Source organism: Bradyrhizobium sp. IC4059 (assembly GCF_020193615.1).
GTDB lineage: Bacteria > Pseudomonadota > Alphaproteobacteria > Rhizobiales > Xanthobacteraceae > Bradyrhizobium > Bradyrhizobium yuanmingense.
Genome location: NZ_JADYVH010000009.1, coordinates 294,938 through 317,044, shown reverse-complemented (window position 1 = coordinate 317,044; position 22,107 = coordinate 294,938). Strand labels below are relative to the sequence as shown.

The window sequence follows — 22,107 nt, the reverse complement described above, 5'->3', positions numbered from 1 at the left end:
CGAGCTCCGCATCTCGGCGCGAGGCGTGTCGGCCTCCTTGGCCTGAAGCCCATTGGCCATGCCCAACACAGCGACGGCGAGGACAATGCCTCTCATCTGATGATCCTCCTTTCGCGTGAGCGATGAGTGGCTGAACGATGAGGAGCGGCCTCGCCGGCCGCTCCCCCATTTCAGCTGGTGGCGGGCTCCGGCTTGTCCCGATCAGGCGGCGTGAGGTCGAGCCGGATCCCGGATGGCCCGAGGACCGGCAGCAATGTGTCCACCTTCATGGTCGGGCTGCCCCGATCCCAGCTCGACCACGGCATCGTGTCCAGGTACGGGATCGGCGGCAAGGCGAGCCGCTCGAAACTGTCCGCCGTCTTGGCGGCAGGGCCGGGGCTTTCGGCGCCAAAGGCCGCAATAGGCACCAGCGAGAGGCCAGCCCCAACGGCCAAGGCGGCGAGCCGCCGCAACGTTTTCCGAGTGGTTTCCCCGCGAGCGGAGAAAGCACGATCCTTGATCATTTCATCCTCCTTTCGTTCGAGAACACAGTCACAGATCCATGGCAAACGAGCCCGGCCGTTCGGCCGGGCTCGCCCGTCCTTAGAAGTCCATCGCGGGAGCGCTCGGCGCTTCCGTCTTCTTCGGCTTCTCGGCCACCAGCGCTTCGGTCGTGATGAGCAGCGAGGCCACCGAGGCCGCATCCTGCAAGGCGGTGCGGACGACCTTGGCAGGATCGATCACGCCGGCCTGCACCAGATCCTGGTACTCGCCAGTCGCGGCATTGAAGCCCCAGGTGTAGGTCTGGTTCTCGAGCAGCTTGCCGACGACGACGGAGCCGTCCTCACCCGCATTCTGCACGATCTGCCGCGCCGGGACTTGGATGGCGCGGCGCACGATGTCCACGCCCGCCTTCTGGTCGGGATTGGCGGTCTTGACCCCGTCGAGCGCCTTGAGCGCGCGCAGCAGTGCCACGCCGCCGCCCGGCAGGATGCCTTCCTCGACCGCGGCCCGGGTCGCATGCAGAGCGTCGTCGACGCGATCCTTGCGCTCCTTGACCTCGACCTCGGTCGCGCCGCCGACCCGGATCACCGCGACGCCGCCGGCGAGCTTGGCGAGGCGCTCCTGCAGCTTCTCGCGGTCGTAGTCCGAGGTGGTTTCCTCGATCTGCGCCCTGATCTGCTGGCTGCGCGCCTCAATGTCCTTCTTGGCGCCGGCGCCGTCGACGATCGTCGTGTTCTCCTTCTCGATCACCACTTTCTTGGCACGGCCCAGCATCTTCACGGTGACGTTCTCGAGTTTGATGCCGAGATCTTCGGAGATCACGGTGCCGCCGGTGAGGATCGCGATATCCTCCAGCATCGCCTTGCGGCGGTCGCCGAAGCCCGGCGCCTTGACGGCGGCAACCTTCAGGCCGCCGCGCAGGCGGTTGACGACCAGCGTCGCCAGCGCCTCACCCTCGACCTCCTCCGCGATGATCAGGAGCGGCTTGCCGGATTGCACGACCTGCTCCAGCAGCGGCAACACGGCCTGCAGGCCCGACAGCTTCTTCTCGTGGATCAGCACATAGGGATCCTCGAGCTCGGCCTTCATCTTCTCGGCGTTGGTGACGAAATAGGGCGAGATGTAGCCGCGGTCGAACTGCATGCCCTCGACCACTTCGAGCTCGGTGTGCAGGCTCTTGGCCTCCTCGACCGTGATCACGCCCTCATTGCCGACCTTCTGCATCGCATCCGCCAGAAAGCGGCCGATCTCGGTGTCGCCGTTGGCGGAGATGGTGCCGACCTGGACGATCTCGTCGTTGGAGGTGATCTTCTTGGCGTGCGACTTGAGGTCGGCGACGATCGCGTCCACGGCAAGGTCGACGCCGCGCTTGAGGTCCATCGGATTCATGCCGGCAGCGACCGCCTTGGCGCCCTCCTTGACGATGGCCTGCGCCAGCACGGTCGCCGTGGTGGTGCCGTCTCCGGCGAGATCACTGGTCTTGGAGGCGACCTCGCGCACCATCTGGGCGCCCATGTTCTCGAACTTGTCCTCCAGCTCGATCTCCTTGGCGACGGTAACGCCGTCCTTGGTGATGCGGGGAGCGCCGAACGATTTCTCGATAACGACGTTGCGTCCCTTTGGACCGAGCGTGACCTTCACCGCATTCGCCAGTGTGTCGACGCCCCGCAGCATGCGCTCGCGGGCCTCGGTCGCGAACTTCACGTCCTTGGCAGCCATGTTGTTAAACTCCTTTCCGTTCGATGACTGTCAGCGTTACGCCGCCTTCTTCAGCGTGCCGGCCTGCTCGGCCACGCCGAGAAGATCGCTTTCCTTCATGATCAACAGCTCCTCGCCGTCGATCTTGACCTCGGTGCCCGACCACTTGCCGAACAGCACCCGGTCGCCGACCTTGACGTCGAGCGGCACGAGCTGGCCCTGCTCGTTTCGCCCGCCCGGCCCCACGGCGATGATCTCGCCCTGCTGCGGCTTCTCCTTGGCGTTGTCGGGAATGATGATGCCGCCGGCGGTCTTCTCCTCCGCATCGATGCGGCGCACGAGCACACGGTCGTGCAACGGGCGGAAATGCATGCACATCCTCCTTTGGGTAGGTTCAGCGATGTCCAAAATCCGGGTCCGGAACCGGCCCCCGGGCGGCAAACGACCTAGGAATACGCGGATTTCTAGTCAAGAGGACCTGCAAAAATTTTTGCGCTACTTCAAGGTTCTTGTCCGGATCCTTTGGATGTGCCGCCGTCCCTGTCACGCCTGCTTGGCGGGCGAGGTGCATCGGCTTGGGCCCGCAAATCTCGAGAGCCGCCCTTACTGGTCATTTCCATGTGAGGATGATCCCATATAGCCCCTTGAGGTCCGCTTTGGGTCAAAAGCGGTAACGCTCTGCCGAGCAGAAGATTTCCGCTCCTCCCTCAGGAGCTGACATTTCTTCTATGAGTCCGCCTTAGCGGCCTCGCCCTGTCCCGTCATTGAGCAGGCACGCCACCTGATGCCCATCGCCGGCATCCAGCAGCGCCGGCCGTTCCGTCTTGCACCGCTCCATCGCAAACCGGCAGCGGGTGTGAAATGCGCAGCCCGACGGCGGGTTGACCGGGCTCGGCACGTCGCCGTCGACCAGCGGCGCGAGCTTCTTCGCCAGCGGGTTGGCGACCGGCACCGAGGCGAGCAGGGCCTGCGTGTAGGGATGCCGGGGATTGCGGAACAGCTCGTCCTTGTCGGCGATCTCGACGATGCGGCCGAGATACATCACGGCGACGCGGTGGCTGATATGGGCGACCACGGCAAGGTCGTGCGCGATGAAGAGATAGGAGAAGCCGTGCTGCCGCTGCAGGTCGATCAGAAGGTTGATCACCTGCGCCTGGATCGAGACGTCGAGCGCGGAGACCGGCTCGTCGCAGACGATCAGGCGTGGCCCCAGCGCCAGCGCGCGGGCAATGCAGATGCGCTGGCGCTGACCGCCGGAGAATTGATGCGGGAAATTGCGCATCTGGTCGGGCCGCAACCCCACCTGCTCGAAAAGCCTTGCGACCCGCGCGTCCAGCTCCTTGCCGGTGGCGAGCCCGTGCACGGCGATCGGCTCGCCGACGATGTCGCCGGCGGTCATGCGCGGATTGAGCGAGGCGAACGGATCCTGGAACACGATCTGCATCGAGCGGCGGTGCGGCCGCATCGCGGTTTTCGACAGATGCGTGATGTCCTCGCCGTCGAGGCGGATCTGGCCCGAGGTCGGCTCGACCAGCCGCAGCACGCTGCGCGCCACCGTGGACTTGCCGCAGCCGGATTCGCCGACGAGGCCGAGCGTCTCGCCGGTGCCGAGCGCGAAGGAGACGCCATCGACCGCGTGCACGGTGCCGACCTGCCGGCGCAACACGCCGGCGCGCACGGGATAGTGCTTCTTGAGGTCGGTGACTTCGAGCAGTGCCTCGGTCATGCCACCTCCGCCACTTCTTCCGCGCGCCAGCAGGCGGCCAGATGCCCGCCGCCCCAATCTGCCAGCGGCGGATATTCGGCCTCGCAGCGCTTGATGGCGAGCTTGCAGCGCGGCGCGAAGGCGCAGCCTTGCGGCAGCCGCACCAGCGACGGCACCGTGCCGGGGATTTCGTTCAGCCGCGCCTGCGCGGCGGCGCCGGAGGCCGGCACGGCCGGGATCGAGGCCATCAGCCCGCGCGTATAGGGATGCTTCGGCGCGGCGAACAGCGCCTCGACGCTGGCCTCCTCGACCTTTCGCCCCGCATACATCACGATCACGCGTTGCGCGGTCTGCGCGACCACGCCGAGATCGTGCGTGATCAGCACGAGCCCGGTGCCGAGCTCCTTCTGCAGGTCGAGGATCAGCGCCAGGATCTGCGCCTGGATGGTGACGTCGAGCGCGGTGGTCGGCTCATCCGCGATCAGGAGCGCCGGCCGGCAGGCCAGCGCCATTGCGATCATCGCACGCTGGCGCATGCCGCCGGAGAGCTGGTGCGGATACTCGCGCGCGCGCCGCGCCGGCTCGGGAATGCGCACCAGCCGCAGCATCTCGACGGCGATGCCTTGCGCCTCTTTCGCCGAGATATGCCGATGCAGCCGCACCGCCTCGACGATCTGGTCGCCGATCCGCATCACCGGATTGAGCGAGGTCATCGGCTCCTGGAAGATCATGGAGATGCGATTGCCCCTGACCGCGCGCATCTGCGCCTCATCCAGCGCCAGCAGGTCGGTGCCTTCCAGCGAGACGGAGCCGCCGACGATGCGGCCGGGCGGATCGGGCACGAGACGCATCAGCGACAGCGCGGTCACGCTCTTGCCGCAGCCGGATTCACCGACGATCGCCAGCGTCTCGCCGCGCCTCACGCTGAAGGAGAGGTCGTCGACCGCCTTGAACAGGCCGGAATTGGTGAAGAACACCGTCTTCAGGTTCTTCACGTCGAGCACGAGATCGGTCTTGTCCGCCATCAGCCGCGCTGCCTCGGATCCAGGATGTCGCGCAGGGCGTCGCCGAAGAGGTTGGCGCCGAACACTGCGAGGCTGATCGCGACGCCCGGGAAGATCACCAGCCACGGCGCGGTGCGGACATATTCGGCGGCGGATTCGGACAACATGCGCCCCCACGACGGATAGGGTTCGGGAATGCCGAGGCCGAGGAAGGACAGCGAAGCCTCGGTCAGGATGGTCGAGCCGAGCTGGGCGGTGGCGAGCACGATCAGCGGCGCCAGCGTGTTCGGCAGCACGTGACGCAGCGCGATCCGCATCTCGCTCATGCCGATCGACTTGGCGGCCTCCACGAACGGCTGTTCGCGCAGCGCCAGCGTGTTGGCTCGGATGACGCGCGCCACCGTCGGGATCAGCGGAATGGCGATGGCGATGATCACGTTCGGCAGCGAGGGCCCGAGCGCGGCTGTCATCACTAGCGCCAGCACCAGGAGCGGCAGCGCCTGCAGCACGTCGGAGACGCGCTGGAACACCAGATCGAACCAGCCGGAGAGATAGCCCGAGGTGAGGCCGACGATCACACCGATGGTGCCGCCGAGCACGGTCGAGCCGATGCCGACCGCGAGCGAAATCCGCGCGCCGTGGATGATGCGGCTGAACACGTCGCGGCCGAAGGAATCGGTGCCCATCCAGTGCGCCCAGCTCGGCCGCGCCAGCGCGCGGGCGGAATCGACGGTCAGCGGATCATAGCGCGCGATGACATCGGCGAAGATCGCCGTCAGCACGAACAATGTCATGATGACGAGCCCGGCCGCGCCCAGCACGTGCCGCTGCGCCATGAACAGCACGCGCCGCCAGCCCCCGGTCGCATGCGCCCCGGCCCGCCTCAGCTCAACGTCGAAGTCGATCGCGGCCAAGCTGCTCTCCTAATCCGTGTACCTGATCCGCGGGTCGAACACCGCGTAGAGCATGTCGACGGTGAAATTGGCGAACACCACCACGACCGCGATGAACATCACGAGGTTCTGCACGATCGGATAGTCGCGCCAGCGGATCGCCTCCACCAGGAAGCGCGCGACGCCGGGGATGTTGAACACCGTCTCGGTGACGATCAGGCCGCCGATCAGGAACGCCGCCTCGATGCCGATCACGGTGATCACGGGCAGGATCGCGTTCTTCAGCGCGTGGTGATAGTTCACCGCCGCTTCGGAGGCCCCCTTGGCGCGGGCGGTACGGATGTAATCCTGCCGCAGCACCTCCAGCATCGAGGAGCGCGTGATGCGCATGGTCAGGGCCGCGCTGCGGAAGCCGACGGCGGCAGCCGGCACGGCGTAGGTCGCGAACGCCTCGAGCCAGGTCTTCGGATTGGGATTGAAGATCGGCATCTGGCCGAACATCGCCACCGAGGCGGTGAGGATCAGAAGCCCCAGCCAGAACGAGGGCAGCGACAGGCCGCTGAGACTGACGACGCGAAGCGCGTAGTCGAGCTTCGTGCCCTGCTTCACCGCGCTGATGACGCCGAGCGGAATGCCGATCGATGCCGAGAACAGCAGCGCGAGGCCGGCGAGCTTTGCCGTGATCGGAATCCGCGGCAGGATCTCCTGCAGCGCCGGCTTCTCCGAGACGTAGGAGAAGCCGAAATCGCCGCGCATGAAGCCGCTGATCCAGTGCCAATATTGCACGATCAGGGGACGGTCGATGCCGAGCTCCTTCTCCAGATTGGCCTTGTCGGCGGGATCGACATAGCCGGCGGCGGCGAACAGGATGTCGACGATGTTGCCCGGCACGATGCGCAGCAGGAAGAAGATGACGACCGAGATCCCGAACAGGGTCACGAACATCAGGAACAGGCGCCGCACCAGATAGGCAAACATGCACCGCCCTCCGCGCTAGCCGTCAGCGTCGCGTCACTTGTCGAGCCACACGTCCTCGTAGCGGAAGCCGTTGTAGGAGCTGTTCGACATGATCGTGACGCCCTTGACGTGGGGGTGCCAGCAGGTACCGGCGCGGGCATGGAAGATGATCGGGCGGGCGACGTCCTCCTGCAGCTTCTTGTCGATGTCCCACACCAGCGGCCTGCGCTTTCCGATGTCGGTCTCCTGCGACTGCACGTCGAACAGCTTCTCGATCTCCTTGTTGCAATAATTGGTGTAATTCCGCTCCGAGCCGCAGGCATAGTTCTCGTAGAACGACTGGTCGGGATCGTCGACGGCATTGCCGGTCAGGTTGAGGCCGAGCATGTAATCCTTGCGCGCGACCTTCGGGAACCAGTTCGCGGTTTCCACGACGTCGAGCTCGCCGTCGATATAGATGGTCTTGAGCTGGTCGATCAGGATCACGGCGGGGTCGCGATATTCCGCGATGTTGCGCGTCGAGACTTTCACGGCGAGGCGCTTGTCCGGACCATAGCCCGCCTTCTGCATCAGCTTCTTGGCTTCCTCGCGGTTGGCGTTGATGTCGCGGCCATAGCCCGGAATGGTCTCCAGCCTGTCCTTCGGCATGCCCCAAAGGCCCTGCGGCGGCGGCAGCATGGTGCCACCGATGTCGCCCTGGCCTTCGAACAGGATGTCGACGAACGCCTTGCGGTCGAGCGCGAGCGCCATCGCCCGGCGGATGTCGATGTTGTCGAACGGCGCGGAGGTCGAATTGACGATGATGTTGGTCGAGACGTTGGTCGGCTCGACGACGCAGGTCGCGTTCGGCGCCTGCGACTTGATGTCCTTCAAAAGCGGGATCGTGATGTGCGTCGGAAAGGTCATGTCGAACTTGCCGGCGACGAAGGCCAGGATCGCGGTCGAGCGGTTGGTGATGATGGTGTATTCGATGCCGTCGAGATGGGGCAGGCCCTTCTTCCAATAATTGGGATTGCGCGTCAGCTTGATCGATTCATTGGCCTTGAACTCGACGAACTTGAACGGTCCGGTCCCGATCGGATGGGTGCGCATGTCCGCCGGCGAGACATGACAGGGATAGACCGGCGTGTAGCCGGAGGCGAGCATCGCCAGCAGCGAGGGCTGCGGCCGCTTCAGGTCGAAGGTGACCTCGAATTCGCCGTTGGTCGTGACCTCGTTGACCTCGCTGTACCAGGCCTTGCGCGGATTCTGCCGCAGCTTCTGCTGCGACTTGCCCATCAACAGATCGAAGCTGCATTTGACGTCGGCCGAGGTGAACGGCTTGCCGTCGTGCCATTTCACGCCCTGGCGCAGCTTGAACGTCAGCTTCTTGTTGTCGCTGCTCCAGGACCAGCTTTCGGCGAGGTCCGGCCGCAGCGTATCGGGGCTGTTCTGCGCGATGTGCTGATCGTAGATGAGGAGATTGTTGAACACCCCCATGAAGGGAATGTTGATCGAATAGGTCGCGCCTTCGAGGATCGAGGCGTTGGCCGGACTGTCGCGGTGATACATCCGCAAGATGCCGCCCTGCTTGGGCTCGCCGGCGAGCGTGGCAGTTGAGGCCGTCAGCACAGATAACGCCGCCATTGCGGCGAGCGCCCACACGCTCCGCATGCTCATCCTCCCTGGACCTCGGCCTTTTGCGGCCTGTTATCCCGACGATAGCGAGGCGCGTGCAGCGAGGCAACCCGCAAGGCCAGCTGCGCTCTCGACAATTCGGATGACGGAATATCTCGGGTGCTTCTCTCGCGATGTGAGAGTGCAGGTGCGAAGACGCGATTCCTGTGAGAGTTTGCGCGAGGTCGCCTCAACAACCTCCGCTGTCATCCCGGACAAGCGCGCCCTCAGCGCGCGCCGATCCGGGATCCATAGCCACAGGGAGGAGTTTGGCGAAGACTCGGAGTTGCCAGCCCATGCCGCAACTCCTTCCTGGGGTTATGGGTCCCGGGCTCGCGACTTCGTCGCGCCCCGGGAAGACAGTTGCGTGTATGGCGCTTGCTTGCGCACCTTACGTAGCGGAAACCCTCACACGATCCGCGAGACCTTGTTCCCCCAGTACCGGTCCCGCAGCAGCCGCTTGTACAGCTTGCCGGTCGGCAGCCGCGGCAATTCCTTTTCGAAATCGACCGAGCGCGGCACCTTCTGCCGCGACAGCGACTTTGCGCAGAACGCGATCAGCTCCTCGGCGAGCGCCGGCCCCGGCTCCACGCCGGGCATCGGCTGCACCACCGCCTTCACCTCCTCGCCGAGATCGGCATTGGGTACGCCGAACACCGCGGCGTCCGCCACCTTGGGGTGGGTGATCAGGAGGTTCTCGCATTCCTGCGGATAGATGTTCACCCCGCCGGAGATGATCATGAAGGTGGCGCGGTCGGTCAGGTATAGGAAGCGGTCGGCATCGACATAGCCGACGTCGCCGACCGTGCTCATGCTCCCATCGGCAGAGCGCGCCTCCTTGGTTTTCTCGGGATCGTTGAAATATTCGAACGGCGTTGCCGTCTTGAACCAGACCTGGCCGGGCGTGCCGGTCGGGCATTCCCGCATGTTCTCGTCGAGAATGTGCAGGTCCCCGAGCAGCACCTTGCCGACGGTGCCGCGATGCGCCAGCCATTCCTCGCTGTTGCAGGCGGTGAAGCCGAGGCCTTCGGTGGCGCCGTAATATTCGTGGATGATCGGTCCCCACCATTTGATCATCTCGTCCTTGACCTGCGGCGGACAGGGCGCGGCGGCGTGGATGGCGATCTCCAGCGAGGACAGATCGTAGCGGGCGCGCACCTCCTCCGGCAACTTCAGCATGCGCGAGAACATCGTCGGCACCAATTGCGTGTGGGTGATGCCCCATTGCTCGACCAGCTGCAGGTAACGCTCGGGATCGAAGCTTTCCATGATGATCACGGTGCCGCCCATGCGGATCGTGAGGTTCACGGCCGCCTGCGGCGCCGAATGATAGAGCGGCGCCGGCGACAGGTAGACCATGCCCTCGCGGTAGTGCCAGAGCCTCAACAGGAAATCGAACAGCGGCAGATTGTGCTTCGGCTTCTCCTCCGGCAGCGGGCGCAGGATGCCCTTAGGTCGTCCCGTCGTGCCGGAGGAATAGAGCATGGCGGTGCCGAGCCACTCGTCGGGAATCGGCGTTGCCGGCAGGCCGGCGGTCACCTCCGATAGGCCAACGATGCGCTCGCTCTCGCCCGGGCCGTCGGCGACGATGCAGAGCTTGATGTCGGGACAAGCCTCGATCGCCTCGCGCGCGATGGCGAGCTTGGCCATCGACGTGATCAAAATCTTCGACTGGCTGTTGACGAGCAGATAGGCGAGCTCGCCCGGCGTCAGGAACGAGTTGATGCAGGTGTAGTAGAGCCCGGAGCGCTCGCCCGCGCCGCAGGCTTCGAGATAACGCGCATTGTTCTCCATGAAGATCGAATAATGGTCGAGCCGCCTCAAGCCGTGCTGGCGGAACAAGTGCGCCAGCCGGTTGCTGCGCGCCTCCAAGTCGCGATAGGTGACGGCCTCGCCGGTCGCCGCCATGATGAAGGCGGGCTGCAGCGGACGCAGGCGGGCGTGGTGACCTGTGTACATCGATCCTCCGGATGTCGATCAGGCGGCAAGCAGCAGGATCTCGCGCACATCGGCGGAGCTAGCGATCTTGCGCGGGTTGCGCGGAATCCAGTTCGTCCGCATCGCGGCTTCCGCGATCGCATCGAAATGCTCCGGGGAGATGCGCACGTCGCCAAGGCTGCGCGGCATGCCGAGCGAGCGGATGAAGGCATCGAGCACGTCGGCAGCATTGCGGCCGGGATAGCCCATCGCGGCCGCGACGATCATCTGCCGCTCGGCATTGTCGCGCGCGTTCCAGCGCATCACCGCCGGCAGCATGACGCAGGAGGTGTAGCCGTGCGGCACGTCGAAGGCCCCGCCCAGCACGTAGCCGATGCCGTGGCTTGCGCCCATCGGCACACCCGCGGCGAGCGCGCCCATCGACAGCCAGGTGCCGATCTGCGCGTCCATCCGCGCATCGAGATCCAAAGGGTCGGCCTTTACCCGCGGCAGCGCGTCGGCGAGCATGGCGAGGCCCTTCACCGCCTGCGCATCGGCGTAAGGATGCGTCTCGCGCGAGCAGATCGCCTCGACGCAATGGTCGACGGCGCGGATGCCGGTCGACAGGAACAGCCATTCCGGCGTGTGCACGGTGATGGCAGGATCGAGGATGGTCGCGCGCGGCACCGCGAGCGGATGCCGCAGCATCTGCTTCACGTGGCTCGCGCGGTCGGTGACACCGGCGATCGATGAGAACTCGCCGCCGGCGATCGTGGTCGGCACGCTGACCTGCCGCACGATTGGGGCCTTCATCTCGGGCGCGGCGCCCTTGTGCACGCGGATGCGGTCGATGCCGGCGATATCGTCGATGCCGTTGGCAAGGCAGAGCTGCACCGCCTTGGCGCCGTCAGTGATGGAACCGCCGCCGATTGTGACGATCAGATCCGCCTCCACCGCGCGCGCCGCTTGTGTCGCCGCGATCACCGCCTCGCGCGGCGTATGGGCCGGCATCGCGTCGAACAGGCCGGCGCAGCGGGAGCCGAGCGCCTCCCTGATTTTCGTGATTTCGTCGGTCTGCCGGTTCAGCGTCCCCGACACCATCAGGAAGGCGCGGCTTGTTCCGAGCCGGTCCATCTGCGCGACGATGGCTTCAGCCGCAGGATGGCCGAACACGACCTCCTCGATCGCGCCGAACACGACACGTCCCTGGTGCACGCCTGTCCTCCCCGGACAATTCGTTCTTGTTGTTAGGGACGCAATCTAGCCGACCCCGCCGGAGCCGTCATGCGCGAAGACGCTGGCCGTTTGCAGCGCAAAGGCGGGCTGTTGAAGATGAGATGTGGCGGCGGCGGCGCGCACGCCTCGTCCTTCGAGACGGCGCTACGCGCCTCCTCAGGATGAGGCTCATCGGCGCCGGTGCCCGTCGAGAACTGCCGCCGCGCACTCCCCCCTCATCCTGAGGAGCCCGCTTAAAGCGGGCGTCTCGAAGGATGGCTGCAGGGAAAATCTCTCCAAGGCGAGTCCTTGCCAAAAAGGCAGGGCCAGCAACCGGCCGCTATTCCCTCAAAACACCACGCCCACGCGCGTGCCGCGCTTCCAGGCGATGCGGCAGCGCTTCTTGGTGTTGACGTGCAGCAGCTCGAAGCGATCGGGGATCGCCACCTGACCGCCGAGATCGACGCAGGCCCCGCCGGGCGAATAGTCGATCAGCGTGCACGGGATCACCGGCGCGCGCGGGTCGGTGATGATCTTGGCCTGGCGTGACACCAGGCCTGCGGGCTTCACACGGACGAACTTGCGCGGATGCATTGGCACGTCTCCTCCAACTCCGCAGGTCGCGGCGGCTGATCTGTCCCAATCATGGAAAAGAGTTGATGCGATCCCCCTAAGCCGCGCCCGAGAATTTTAACGAAAAGTGTCAGCGAAAGGCAAAAGCAGCGGTAGCGGAGTGCGCTTCCCCTCTCCCCTTGTGGGAGAGGGTGGCTTCGATGCGAAGCATCGAAGCCGGGTGAGGGGTTCTATCCTCGCGAACGGTCCCACGCGCGGCAACAACCCCTCATCCGGCGCCGTAGCCGACGCTACGCGTCGGCGTATGCTTAAGACGGCGGCCGTAGGCCGCCTATGCCACCTTCTCCCACAAGGGGAGAAGGGAAGTCACCCCGTCACCCCCTCCACCTCCGCCCCCACATCCGCCCCCGGCGGCACCGGCATCGGCACCGTCACATAGTCCTTCGGCAGGTTCACCGGCCGGTAGCCCGGCTCAACCGCCATGCGCTTCAGCACGCTCTCATGCACATGCGCGCCTTCGGGGATCAGGCGCGGTTCGCCATCGGGGATGTAGAAGCCGAAATAGACTTTCCGCTCCGGCCATTCCCGATATTTCGCGCGCTTCGGCAAGAACTCCAGCACCCGCCAGGCCGCCGTCATGGAATCGTGCAGCATGCCGCTCTTGCCGGTAAAAGCCGGCTCGACATATGTGAACGGCGAGTTCTTGCGCTGGATGCCCCAGGCAAGCTGGTTCACCGTGCGCGGGTTGAACTTCAGCCCCGCCTTCTCGGCCTCGTCGATCATCCAGAGCAGCGGATATTTGGACTCGCCGCTCTCGGCCTCCGGATAGCCGCCGCCGACGTCGCAATGCACGCCGGCGAACCACACCTGCATGATGTCCTGCGGCACCTTCTTCTCATCAGGCACGTAGCGGTTGCTCCAGAACTCCTGCGGCTCCGCGTATGGCTTCAGGCGGAACATGCGCCGCCGCTCGTCGATCGCGATCGCCTGCCGGAAGATCCTGATGCTGGGATCGCGCAGTGTGAAGGCGAGCTCCTCCAGGCTCGGCCAGTAGAAGCGATCGGCGCGCGGCACGATCACGCTCGCCACCGTGTCCCAGACGCCGACGAAATGGATGGTCGGCCAGCGCGTCGAGGTGATGCGCGCGAATTGCGCGGCGAGGTCGAATTCGTCCTTCGGCAGCGGCCCGCTCTCGTCGAACACGATGTTCTTGATGTCCTCGACGTCGTTGCCGCGCCCGCTGCCGGAATATTGCTTGTAGGCGATGAGCCCGCTGCCTGCGAGGTTCGCCTGCTCCGGCGAGATCAGGCCAATTTTGTGGATCAGCCCCGCCAGCACGCGCACGGTGTAAGCCCCGCGCGAAAAGCCGAACAAATAGATCTTGTCGCCGGGCGCGTAATGCTGAACCAGGAAGCAATAGGACGACAGCACGTTGTCGTCGAGCCCGTAGCCGGTCGCGAGCCCCCACACCAGCTTGATGTTGGCCTTCCAGCGCCCCCAGGTCGACGGCTCCGTCATGGTGCCGACCCCGGGATCGTAAAACACCATCTGCCTGGGCTGCGTCTTGTCCGTCTTGCGCAGGCAGCGATAGAGCTTCAGGACGTTGGAGATGTTCTCCGAGATCTCGTTGCCGGTGCCGTCACAGCAGATGACGAGGTTCTTGCTGGCGGGCTTGTGGTCGGCGGTGGCTGCGGACTCCATGGGATGCGCCTCCGAGGGATGCTACCCGGGCGAGTATAGCGGAAAATGGGTGGCAGCGAGGGGAGGAAGGCGACGCCGCCGGCATGCAGCCCCAATGGCAGCATCGTCTGTTGACATTAACCTCTTGTTAACCATGCGGTTGCCTAATGTTGACGATGGGGGATCACCATGTCGGCCCATGTGACGCGGCGGAAGTTGATGCCTGTTTCGGCTGATCCGGCCATCCGGTCGGTGGCGAGGCTGGCTGTTCGCGCCAAGGCCGTCCTACAGGGCAGAACGCCTGTCCTACGGAGCAAAGCCATGTTCGCAAGGGACGACTTAGTGGACAATCTCAGCCGCGATCTCGATCGCGCGCGCGGCAGACGCGATGCGCTCGCATCTGAAGCGACGACCCTGACGGCCCAGATCGCCGAAATTGAAGCCCGCCTTTCGGAGGAGAAGAAGAGGCGGGAGCGTGAGCGCGTCCTGAGCGAGATCGAACTGATCAAGACGCGAATCAAGCAAGCCGCCGGCGCGTTTGCACCTGTCGTGGACGGTCTCTCCAGGGCGGTCGAATCGGCGGCGGCCGTTGTGCCCGAGGCGCGCGAGCTCAATAGTTTCCTGGTGTCGGTGGCGACCGAGGTCGACAGCGTGCTCGATCCCCTGTTGCGTGAACTGGATCAGCGCGCGGATGCAGTGCGATCCGGCCACGCGGCGCTGGACTTGCCGAGTTCGGCCGTTGAAGTGCCGCCCGTCGAGCTGCCGAAGGACACCAACGAACGCCTGCTGCGCTTTCCGGCCTGGCTGTCCCGCGACAAGGAAACGGACAAGGAAGCAGCGGAGAAGCCGCACAGCACGGCGGCCTGAAGCCTCGGCGGCTGCGCACGCTCTACGCCGTCATTCCGGGGCGCGCCTCTTGGCGCGAGCCCGGAATCCATACTCACGATGGTGGTTATGGATCCCGGGCTCGCGACTTCGTCGCGCCCCGGGATGACAAGTTGTCGTTGGGCTCGCTGGTTGCCGAGCAGGTAACTTCCCCGCTCGCCGCCGCTCAGTTCGCCGCGCGGCGCAGGAAGGCCGGAATATCGAGAGCGCTCTCGTCGGGCGCATTGCGCGCAGGCGCACGCCCGTAAGGATCCAGCGGCTGAAGCGCCGCCTGCTGCGCATGGTCCAGGCTCGGCCGTGCCGGCGGTCCCACGGGGTGGTGCGGCTGCGGCCGCAGCGGCGGGCTTGCCGCTTGCGGAAGGGGGGCACTGCGCTCGATGCGATCGGCGATGCGGCCGCCGTCGTTGCGCAGCCTGCCGGCGAGCTGGGTGAGGGCGGTTTCCACTGGTAGCGCCTGCGCCGGATCGAGATTATCGATACCGGTCGCCACCACCGAGACGCGGACGATGCCCTCTAAGCTTTCGTCAAAGGACGCCCCGACGATGATGTTGGCGTCCGGGTCGGCCTCGTCGCGAATGCGGGTGGCGGCTTCGTCGACCTCGTACAGCATGAGATCCTTGCCGCCGGTGATGGAAATGATGAGGCCACTGGCGCGCTTGATCGAGGGATTCTCGATCAGCGGATTGGAAATCGCGGCCACGGCGGCTGCGAGCACGCGCTTCTCGCCGGAGGCCTCGCCCCGTCCCATCATGGCCTTGCCCTTCTCCTTCATGACGGAGAGGACGTCGGCAAAATCGAGATTGATCAGGCCTTCCTTGACGATGAGGTCGCTGATGCAGGCCACGCCCGAGTAAAGCACCTGGTCGGCAAGGGCGAAGGCATCGGCGAACGTGGTCTTCTCGCTGGCCACCCGGAACAGGTTCTGGTTCGGGATGATCAGGAGGGTGTCGACTGTCTTCAGCAGCTCCTCGATGCCGGCTTCGGCAAAGCGCATGCGGCGCTGGCCCTCGAAGTAGAACGGCTTGGTGACCACGCCGATGGTGAGAATGCCGAGCTCGCGCGCGATTCTGGCGACGACGGGTGCAGCCCCGGTGCCGGTGCCGCCGCCCATGCCTGCCGTCACGAACACCATGTGCGCGCCGGTCAATTGCTCGCGGATCGTGTCGATCGCCTCTTCGGCTGCGGCGCGTCCCAGTTCCGGCTGCGAGCCGGCGCCGAGGCCCGCGGTCACCTTCGTGCCGAGCTGGATGAGGCGCTTCGCCTTCGACATCGCCAGCGCCTGCGCGTCGGTGTTGGCGACCACGAACTCGACCCCCTGCAGCCCGGCCGCGATCATGTTGTTGACGGCATTGCCGCCGGCGCCGCCGACGCCGAACACGACGATGCGGGCCTTCATTTCATGGATATCGGTGTTGCCAGTCATTCTTCCCTCGCGATTGCTCCGGCAAGCCGGGGATTAAAGAAAGTTCTGAGTCCTACCTGCGGGCCGCGCGGTCTGCTTGCACGATGAAGGCGGCCAGGTGTCCCAACCGACGCGCCGCGTGTCCCGCGATCGAGCCGCCAGGGCGGCGACCGCTCCGCAGCGCCGTCACTTCGTCTTCCAGTCGTGCAGCCCATGCATTGGCGGCCGTCGTCTCGGCGGCCGCCTGCGTCAGCTCGACGGCGAGGCGATCGGCACGTTCGCGCTCGCGCTCGAACACGGCCCTGTAGGCGGTTGCGACGGATTCGAGCCGCGCGATCTCCGCCTTGAAGACCTCGGTCTTGACGGCCTCGATCCTGGCCAGGGAGGTCGCGATGGGATCTGCCCGGCGGGCGCGTCGCGGACGCGGCGTGTAGCGGAGCGCGGCGAGATCGACGCTCACCACCGCCTTGCCGTCAGCCGACCGCGAGCGCGGCAACCGCCGACGCCGCGCCACTGCCCGCGCGGCCTCGCGCGAGACATTGAGGCGGGCACCGAGATCGGCATACGTCAACAACTCAACGCACATCCGCGCTTCTCCTGGAGCGAACCGGGAAGGGATTTCGAGCTAGTGATGGCTGGACGATTGCAGCAGGCTAGGGTGCGTTGGTTAATGGACGGTTAACGGGCGCGGGGGGTGTTTACGGGTGGCGCTGCGGTGCCGGCCGCCGGAGTCGAAGGGCGCCATCTGTCGCGGCGAGGGCTTGTCCGTCTTGCGCAGGCAGCGATAGAGCTTCAGGACGTTGGAGATGTTCTCCGAGATCTCGTTGCCGATGCCGTCACAGCAGATGACGAGGTTCTTGCCGGCGGGCTTGTGGTCGGCGGGGTGGGCGGATTCCATGGGATGCGCCTCCGGGTGATGCTACCGGGGCGAGTATAGCGGAAGTTACCTGACAAGGGTATCAGTGGAGAAAGCCATCAGAAGTTCGATTGAGTGATATCGGGGCCACTCTGCATTTGATAGTATATAGTTCACCCTAGCTGCCCTGCGCCGTCACCCAGCGCTTTCCCTCTCGGTGGCTTTTGCCAGGAGAATGGTGAATGATTGACGGTAGGTGGTTAGGTTCTCGGTCGATCCGCCAATAGGTGCTGTCGGCGACTATGAACCGGCCGCAACGCGGACTTAAAGCATAGAGTCGGCGCTCCGTTTTCTAGAGAATGCATGACCGACGAAGAACTTATCTCAACGTTAGACAAGCTGATGGCAATGATGATTGCCGTTGCTACGGGTGGTCCTCAAATTCAGAATGTGGAACGTCAATTCGTAGCACTCTTCGATGAGGCTGAATCCGAATTGCGTTCGCGGGGCTACGAAAAATTGCCGCCGTACCGTTCTCTATGGGATTGGTATGGTCGATGGAGCCAGGACGATCTGCCGACCTACAAATCTCGTCGGAAATTCGTGAGTGATGCATTTGAAATTGTTCGAAAGCAGCTACGGGAAAAGCCGGCGTCACCCTACGAGCCGACGGGTTGGGTGCGTGTGGACCGCACTGTGGTTGAAATGCGCAGAAGACTTGATGCAGCGGAGAACGAAGAGCAATTCCAAAGCGTGGGCTTATTGGGCCGGGAGTTACTGATTTCGGCGGCCCAAGAAGTATTCGACTCAAATGAGCACCCTACGCTAGATGGGGTCACTGCGAGTGCTACGGACGCAAAGCGGATGCTTGAAGCGTACATAGCGAGCTCACTCAGTGGAGGCGCCAATGAATTTGTGAGAAAACATGCGAAAGCCGCCTTGGATTTAGCTGTTCACCTCCAGCACAAGCGAACTGCAACGTTTCGTGAGGCCGCCATTTGCTGCGAGGCCACCATTTCGATTGTTAACGTCATCGCCATCATCGCTGGACTGCATGACACTCGAGGTGAGCAGGCATGATCGAAGATCAAGACAACGTATTTCCTGCCACCCATTGGTGCTGATGCAGTCGCGCCGCATCTACATCAGCGACGATCCGGCAATTTGCATTCTTTCTACGGCCATTTACGAGATAGATGCAGTTTACCGGACCGGTGCCTTCGCAGCGCATCTGGTGATGTTGCTGTCCGATCTGTGCGATCCATTCCAGATCAGCCTTCAATTCCCAGTTCTGCGCCACTCGAAGTCGCTCAATTGCTTGGCGCATCTCTTCGATAGTCTTGTAGCGACGGTCTGGATCTAGGGCGCATGCTTTATTGCAGATTGTCTTCAGGCGTCGTGGTACATAATCGCGATATCCGACCACCTCGATCACCTTACCCGCTTTCACCTGACCGATGGTCACGCGTGTGTGCAGGTCGGGATAGTTGTTGCAGAGCTGGAATAGGGTCATACCCGCAGAGTATACTTCTGTTGAAACATTCGTGATATTGTTCCAAACTTCAGGGGCTAGGTAGACTCGGGTGCCCGCGCCGCTGCCTAACAATTCAGTCTTCGCGAGTCCGAAATCGCTTAATTTGTAGCGATTGCCGGCCACCAGGATATTCGCTGGTTTTATATCGCGATGAAGGATGGATTGTCGGTGGGCATGCTCTAGACCAAAGCATGTATCGATCAATATCTTTAACGACCGGCGGATAGAGATGAATTCCGCTACCAGTAGGTCTTGTACCGATCCATCTCGACAGTATTCCATGTCGATTGCCGCGTACAGCTCGCCGGTCGGAGCTTGCAACACATCGACAGAGTTCACACCAACAATGTTGTCGTGTTTGCACTTATGAAGAATTTGTCCTTCGTAATGCGCTTTGAATTCTGTTGGATTCGTATTTTCTACGAACTTCAGCGCGCAATCTCGCGCAAGAAGGTTGTCGCGCATCTCGTAGACAGTGCCAAAAGAACCCTGTCCCAAGTGCTGCTTGGTCGTGTACTTGGGACCGATCTGATCTCCGGGCGCCAGCTGCATCAATTGTTCTCCAACAATGCTCGCCAAGCAACTAACACGGCGCCGCGGTGGAGATCGTCCCAATGAGGAGGATGGTCTCCGAACAGAGCGTCTACTTCCCTGATTGGCTTCTTCGACCTATCCAGACCGAACGCCTTCCCTGAGCGAAGAGCCTGTGGTGTATATTGATAGAGTGTTCGCCCCTTCTCGTGGCAGATCAAAGCGAGAAGTCCGGCAGGCATGATTTGCGATTTTGCGGCATCGAGGCTGGCTGATTCGTAGACAAGCCGAACAGCGACCGAATCCGTTGGCGTTTCATCGAGTAGTCCACGAAGGTTCGAAACGTACCTGTGTGTGAGCTCCGGCAAAGGTAGGTTTGGATCGATGTCGACCAACTTTCTGCTCAAGAACGTTGCCTTGCCTTCGATGAATTCCAAGACGACGACTCGGATCCTGCCTTTGTGAAAATTGAAGCCGATAGCTTTCATTTCTTGTCCGTTAGTAGGCGGCCAATGTGGGATACGCCGCGAATCTAAAGGAAAAGCTGTCACAACCTTTGAGCGATCACAATCGCCTCGCTCGATTTGGTCGGAGGCAGCTGTTGAACAAAGGCGCAGCAGAGGAAAACAGGATATCCGGCGGTCAACGCGCTGCACTCCGGAAGCTGCTCTCCTGTGTACAAACAAAAACGGCCGGATCTTCCGATCCGGCCGCTACTCGAACTCTTACTCGGCTAAGCCTACGCCACGCGACGCAACTTAGCCCCCGCCCTATCCTGAAAAATCTCAGCTTGCCTGCTTGGCCGGCTGGGTGTCGCCGACCTTCTTCTGGATGGCGCGCTTCAGCTCGACCGCGCGCGGGGAGAGCGCGTCGGCGTTGGCCTTGAGCAGGTAGGCATCGAGGCCGCCATTGTGGTCGACGCTCTTGATCGCGTTGGTGGAGACGCGCAGGCGCACGTTGCGGCCCAGGGCTTCCGAGATGAACGTCACGTTGACGAGGTTCGGCAGGAAGCGGCGCTTGGTCTTGATGTTGGAGTGGCTGACCTTGTGGCCGACGAGGGGGCCCTTGGCCGTCAGTTCGCAGCGGCGAGACATGGCATAAATCCTTTAGTTCGAACCCCCAACGAGTGCGGCCGCCATTTCGGCGCCACGGGGGCAAATTCTTTCGTCCTTGCAGGGAGCGGGCGGACGTATAGGGGGGAAGGGGCCTTGCGTCAAGGCGACGGGCCGTTTTTGGCCCGTCGTCCCGGGGCGGGCAGAGCCCGAACCCGGGATCTCGTGCCCCACGCTCGGTGTCATCGCCCGGCTTGACCGGGCGATCCAGTACTCCGCAGCGGCGCGGCCAGAGTCGAGAGGCCGCGGCGTACTGGATGCCCCGCCTTCGCGGGGCATGACGGCGGAGGGAAGAGAGGTCGGAACGCCCCCCGTTACCGCCCGATCACCAAAACGGCAATGATTGTCGCGCCTTACCATCACATAAAGGGCGTATTCGCCGTCGAAGAGTCCAGTGGAGTTCCCGGGGCTGCACGCCCCGACACATTGTTTGTCGCGGTTTTTGGCTTAAGTAACAGCGGATCGCGCCCCGATTGGATTATTTCGTGCCGACAACCCTTCATTTCGCGCAAGACCTGCGCTCAGCCTGTCTGTGTCGGGGCGTCCGCTTGGACGTCCCCTTGGCTGGCCGGCTGATGGCGATTTGTGGCCTGGCGGTGGTGCTGGGCCTGGCGTCCGGCGCGGCGCCGGCGGCGGCGCAAGGCAAGCTCGAGGCGCAATATGAGGCGACGCTGGCGGGCATTCCCGTCGGCAAGGGCGCCTGGAACATCGATATCCAGGACGACGTGTTCTCGGCGGCGGCCGCCGGCGGCACCACCGGGCTTTTGAAGTCGTTTACGGGCGGGTCCGGCACCGGCGCCAGCCAGGGGCGCGTGGTCAATGGCGCGCTGGTTGCGACCGGCTACCAGGCCTCCACCACCACCCAGAAGAAGACTGAAGAGATCCGCATCACCCTGGACAAGGGCAATGTGAAGGATTTTGCCATCGTGCCGGAGCCGCCGGTCGATCCGGACCGCATCGTCGTCACCGAGGCCCACCGCCGCGGCGTCTGGGACCCCATGACGGCCTCGCTCCTGCGCGTGCCCGGCACCGGTGATCCCGTTTCGCAGGACGCCTGCCACAGCTCCGCGCCGGTGTTCGACGGCCGCATGCGCTACGAGCTCAAGCTCGATTTCAAGCGCATGGAGACCGTGAAGGCGGAGAAGGGGTACAAGGGCCCGGTCGTGGTCTGCGCGATCTATTTCGTGCCGATCGCCGGCTACATTCCCGACCGCCCGGTGATCAAATACCTCGCCGCCCAGCGCAACATGGAGATCGCGTTCGCCCCCATCGCCGGCACGCGCATCCTGGTCCCGTTCTGGCTGAAAGTGCCGACGCCGCTCGGCCCGGCCATGCTGGAAGCGACGAGCTTCATCTCCGCCCCCCAGCCGCCGAGGGTCGCCAAGACGCAGTAGGCAAGGAGGCCGCACCGCTCTCTCCGACGTCATTCCGGGGCGCGCCCCTTGGCGCGAACCCGGAATCCATCGGGCTACAGAGACGGTTTCACGATGGATTCCGGGTTCGCGACTGCGTCGCGCCCGGGAATGACGAGCGTTCGGTGGTGGCCTAGCAAAATCAAGCACTTACCTACTGTGCATGGGGTTGTTTTCGCACTCTTTGTTTGACCACCCCGTGCCCAGGGAATCCATTTGACTCCTCCCCGATTCTGATTCGACTCAGCCTCGTCCCCAGCTTTAACCACCCCGGCCGCTTGTGCGCCCCCGCAAAACTCCATCTAGTGCGCAACCAAGACGAGTCCCGCGACATGTTGCGTGAACGGAACGGGACTCACAGGGGAGTCAGCGATTCGGCCGCGATTCGTTCTAGAGTCGTTCCGAAGCTTAAAGCGAACGGGAAAAGCGTCGCAAAGTGAGACAGTTGCGCGGGATTTGGGGAAGGCGTTTTCACGCCCGCGGTGTGCCCCTCACCCTGAGGAGGCCGCGCAAGCGGCCGTCTCGAAGGGCGAGGGGCTTGGCTCGCCCAGCAGCACCAGCCGGGCCTTCATCCTTCGAGACGCGCTGACGCGC

The 22,107-nt window shown here is 63.8% G+C and carries 20 protein-coding genes and 1 pseudogene; 3 read left to right on the top strand and 18 right to left on the bottom strand.

Annotated features, from left to right (window positions below):
* Positions 1 to 170: 170 nt before the first annotated feature.
* The 12 genes from I6F12_RS27090 to I6F12_RS27035 all read right to left on the bottom strand — a co-directional run bounded on the left by I6F12_RS27090 (position 171) and on the right by I6F12_RS27035 (position 13,802).
* Complete coding sequence (locus I6F12_RS27090) at positions 171 to 503, bottom strand: hypothetical protein (RefSeq protein ID WP_225145708.1); 333 nt, start codon at positions 501 to 503, stop codon at positions 171 to 173.
* A 79-nt stretch (positions 504 to 582) separates the two neighbouring features.
* Positions 583 to 2,202: a chaperonin GroEL gene (gene groL, locus I6F12_RS27085; RefSeq protein ID WP_225145707.1), complete on the bottom strand. Its 1,620-nt coding sequence runs from the start codon at positions 2,200 to 2,202 to the stop codon at positions 583 to 585.
* Between the two features lie 36 nt (positions 2,203 to 2,238).
* Positions 2,239 to 2,553, bottom strand: a complete 315-nt coding sequence (gene groES, locus I6F12_RS27080; RefSeq protein WP_225157609.1) for a co-chaperone GroES — start codon at positions 2,551 to 2,553, stop codon at positions 2,239 to 2,241.
* A gap of 367 nt (positions 2,554 to 2,920) precedes the next feature.
* Positions 2,921 to 3,907 (bottom strand): dipeptide ABC transporter ATP-binding protein, encoded by a 987-nt coding sequence (locus I6F12_RS27075; protein ID WP_225157608.1) that lies wholly within the window; start codon positions 3,905 to 3,907, stop codon positions 2,921 to 2,923.
* Positions 3,904 to 4,911, bottom strand: coding sequence for an ABC transporter ATP-binding protein (locus tag I6F12_RS27070; RefSeq protein ID WP_036002031.1), 1,008 nt, complete (start codon positions 4,909 to 4,911; stop codon positions 3,904 to 3,906). The genes I6F12_RS27075 and I6F12_RS27070 overlap by 4 nt, the downstream gene beginning before the upstream one ends.
* On the bottom strand, positions 4,911 to 5,804 hold the full coding sequence (locus I6F12_RS27065; protein WP_036020171.1) for an ABC transporter permease: 894 nt from the start codon (positions 5,802 to 5,804) through the stop codon (positions 4,911 to 4,913). Before I6F12_RS27065 ends, I6F12_RS27070 begins: the two co-directional genes overlap by 1 nt.
* A gap of 9 nt (positions 5,805 to 5,813) precedes the next feature.
* On the bottom strand, positions 5,814 to 6,761 hold the full coding sequence (locus I6F12_RS27060; protein ID WP_057025974.1) for an ABC transporter permease: 948 nt from the start codon (positions 6,759 to 6,761) through the stop codon (positions 5,814 to 5,816).
* A gap of 33 nt (positions 6,762 to 6,794) precedes the next feature.
* Entirely contained in the window at positions 6,795 to 8,393 is a 1,599-nt protein-coding gene (locus tag I6F12_RS27055) for an ABC transporter substrate-binding protein (RefSeq protein ID WP_225157607.1), read from the bottom strand.
* A 411-nt stretch (positions 8,394 to 8,804) separates the two neighbouring features.
* On the bottom strand, positions 8,805 to 10,355 hold the full coding sequence (locus tag I6F12_RS27050; RefSeq protein ID WP_036020173.1) for an AMP-binding protein: 1,551 nt from the start codon (positions 10,353 to 10,355) through the stop codon (positions 8,805 to 8,807).
* A gap of 18 nt (positions 10,356 to 10,373) precedes the next feature.
* Entirely contained in the window at positions 10,374 to 11,528 is a 1,155-nt protein-coding gene (locus I6F12_RS27045) for an iron-containing alcohol dehydrogenase (RefSeq protein ID WP_225157606.1), read from the bottom strand.
* Between the two features lie 348 nt (positions 11,529 to 11,876).
* A complete protein-coding gene (locus I6F12_RS27040) occupies positions 11,877 to 12,122 on the bottom strand; it encodes a PilZ domain-containing protein (protein WP_036020176.1) in 246 nt (81 codons plus the stop codon).
* Between the two features lie 345 nt (positions 12,123 to 12,467).
* Positions 12,468 to 13,802: a DUF2235 domain-containing protein gene (locus I6F12_RS27035; protein ID WP_225141215.1), complete on the bottom strand. Its 1,335-nt coding sequence runs from the start codon at positions 13,800 to 13,802 to the stop codon at positions 12,468 to 12,470.
* Positions 13,803 to 14,123: 321 nt separating this feature from the next.
* Between I6F12_RS27035 and I6F12_RS27030 the strand changes: the two genes are divergently transcribed.
* Complete coding sequence (locus tag I6F12_RS27030; RefSeq protein WP_225157605.1) at positions 14,124 to 14,648, top strand: hypothetical protein; 525 nt, start codon at positions 14,124 to 14,126, stop codon at positions 14,646 to 14,648.
* A 184-nt stretch (positions 14,649 to 14,832) separates the two neighbouring features.
* Here the strand turns inward: I6F12_RS27030 and ftsZ are convergent, their stop codons facing one another.
* The 3 genes and pseudogenes from ftsZ to I6F12_RS27015 form a co-directional block, all read right to left on the bottom strand.
* Positions 14,833 to 16,089, bottom strand: coding sequence for a cell division protein FtsZ (ftsZ, locus tag I6F12_RS27025; protein ID WP_225141211.1), 1,257 nt, complete (start codon positions 16,087 to 16,089; stop codon positions 14,833 to 14,835).
* Between the two features lie 52 nt (positions 16,090 to 16,141).
* Entirely contained in the window at positions 16,142 to 16,654 is a 513-nt protein-coding gene (locus I6F12_RS27020) for a hypothetical protein (protein ID WP_225141209.1), read from the bottom strand.
* 159 nt (positions 16,655 to 16,813) lie between these two features.
* A pseudogene (locus I6F12_RS27015) lies at positions 16,814 to 16,966 on the bottom strand (DUF2235 domain-containing protein); the annotation flags it as partial.
* A gap of 321 nt (positions 16,967 to 17,287) precedes the next feature.
* On the opposite strand from I6F12_RS27015, the gene I6F12_RS27010 reads away from it, so the two are divergent.
* Positions 17,288 to 18,004, top strand: a complete 717-nt coding sequence (locus tag I6F12_RS27010; protein WP_225141207.1) for a hypothetical protein — start codon at positions 17,288 to 17,290, stop codon at positions 18,002 to 18,004.
* A 7-nt stretch (positions 18,005 to 18,011) separates the two neighbouring features.
* Here I6F12_RS27010 and I6F12_RS27005 read toward each other — a convergent pair whose 3' ends face one another.
* The 3 genes from I6F12_RS27005 to rpmB form a co-directional block, all read right to left on the bottom strand.
* A complete protein-coding gene (locus I6F12_RS27005) occupies positions 18,012 to 19,010 on the bottom strand; it encodes a serine/threonine-protein kinase (RefSeq protein WP_225141205.1) in 999 nt (332 codons plus the stop codon).
* Positions 19,010 to 19,477 carry a hypothetical protein gene (locus I6F12_RS27000; RefSeq protein ID WP_225141203.1) on the bottom strand — a complete coding sequence of 156 codons (468 nt, stop codon included), beginning with the start codon at positions 19,475 to 19,477 and terminating at the stop codon, positions 19,010 to 19,012. Before I6F12_RS27000 ends, I6F12_RS27005 begins: the two co-directional genes overlap by 1 nt.
* A gap of 297 nt (positions 19,478 to 19,774) precedes the next feature.
* On the bottom strand, positions 19,775 to 20,083 hold the full coding sequence (gene rpmB / locus I6F12_RS26995) for a 50S ribosomal protein L28 (protein ID WP_036045358.1): 309 nt from the start codon (positions 20,081 to 20,083) through the stop codon (positions 19,775 to 19,777).
* A 593-nt stretch (positions 20,084 to 20,676) separates the two neighbouring features.
* On the opposite strand from rpmB, the gene I6F12_RS26990 reads away from it, so the two are divergent.
* Positions 20,677 to 21,495, top strand: a complete 819-nt coding sequence (locus I6F12_RS26990) for a DUF3108 domain-containing protein (protein ID WP_225157621.1) — start codon at positions 20,677 to 20,679, stop codon at positions 21,493 to 21,495.
* Positions 21,496 to 22,107: the final 612 nt, after the last annotated feature.